General features: G+C 54.5%; 1 protein-coding gene. It reads left to right on the top strand.

Going from position 1 to position 211, the window contains the following annotated elements:
* The coding region (locus EDM56_RS30805) for an amino acid permease (RefSeq protein WP_122921734.1) at window positions 1–211 on the top strand (211 nt) is incomplete at both ends.

Here is a 211-nt window from a genome sequence, read left to right on the forward strand (position 1 = left end):
GTCATGAACGCAGTCATTTTGACCTCGGTGCTTTCAGCCGGTAACTCCGGTATGTATGCCGCGACTCGTATGCTGTGGGTGATGGCCAAGGAAGGAAAAGCGCCAAAGTTTTTAACCAAAGTTAACAGCAGCGGCATTCCGGTCAATGCGCTGCTTGCGACGACGCTCATCGGGATGGCAGCCTTCCTCACGTCCCTGTTTGGAGACGGCA

The sequence above is a fragment of the Brevibacillus fluminis genome (assembly GCF_003710825.1).
Taxonomy (GTDB): domain Bacteria; phylum Bacillota; class Bacilli; order Brevibacillales; family Brevibacillaceae; genus Brevibacillus_D; species Brevibacillus_D fluminis.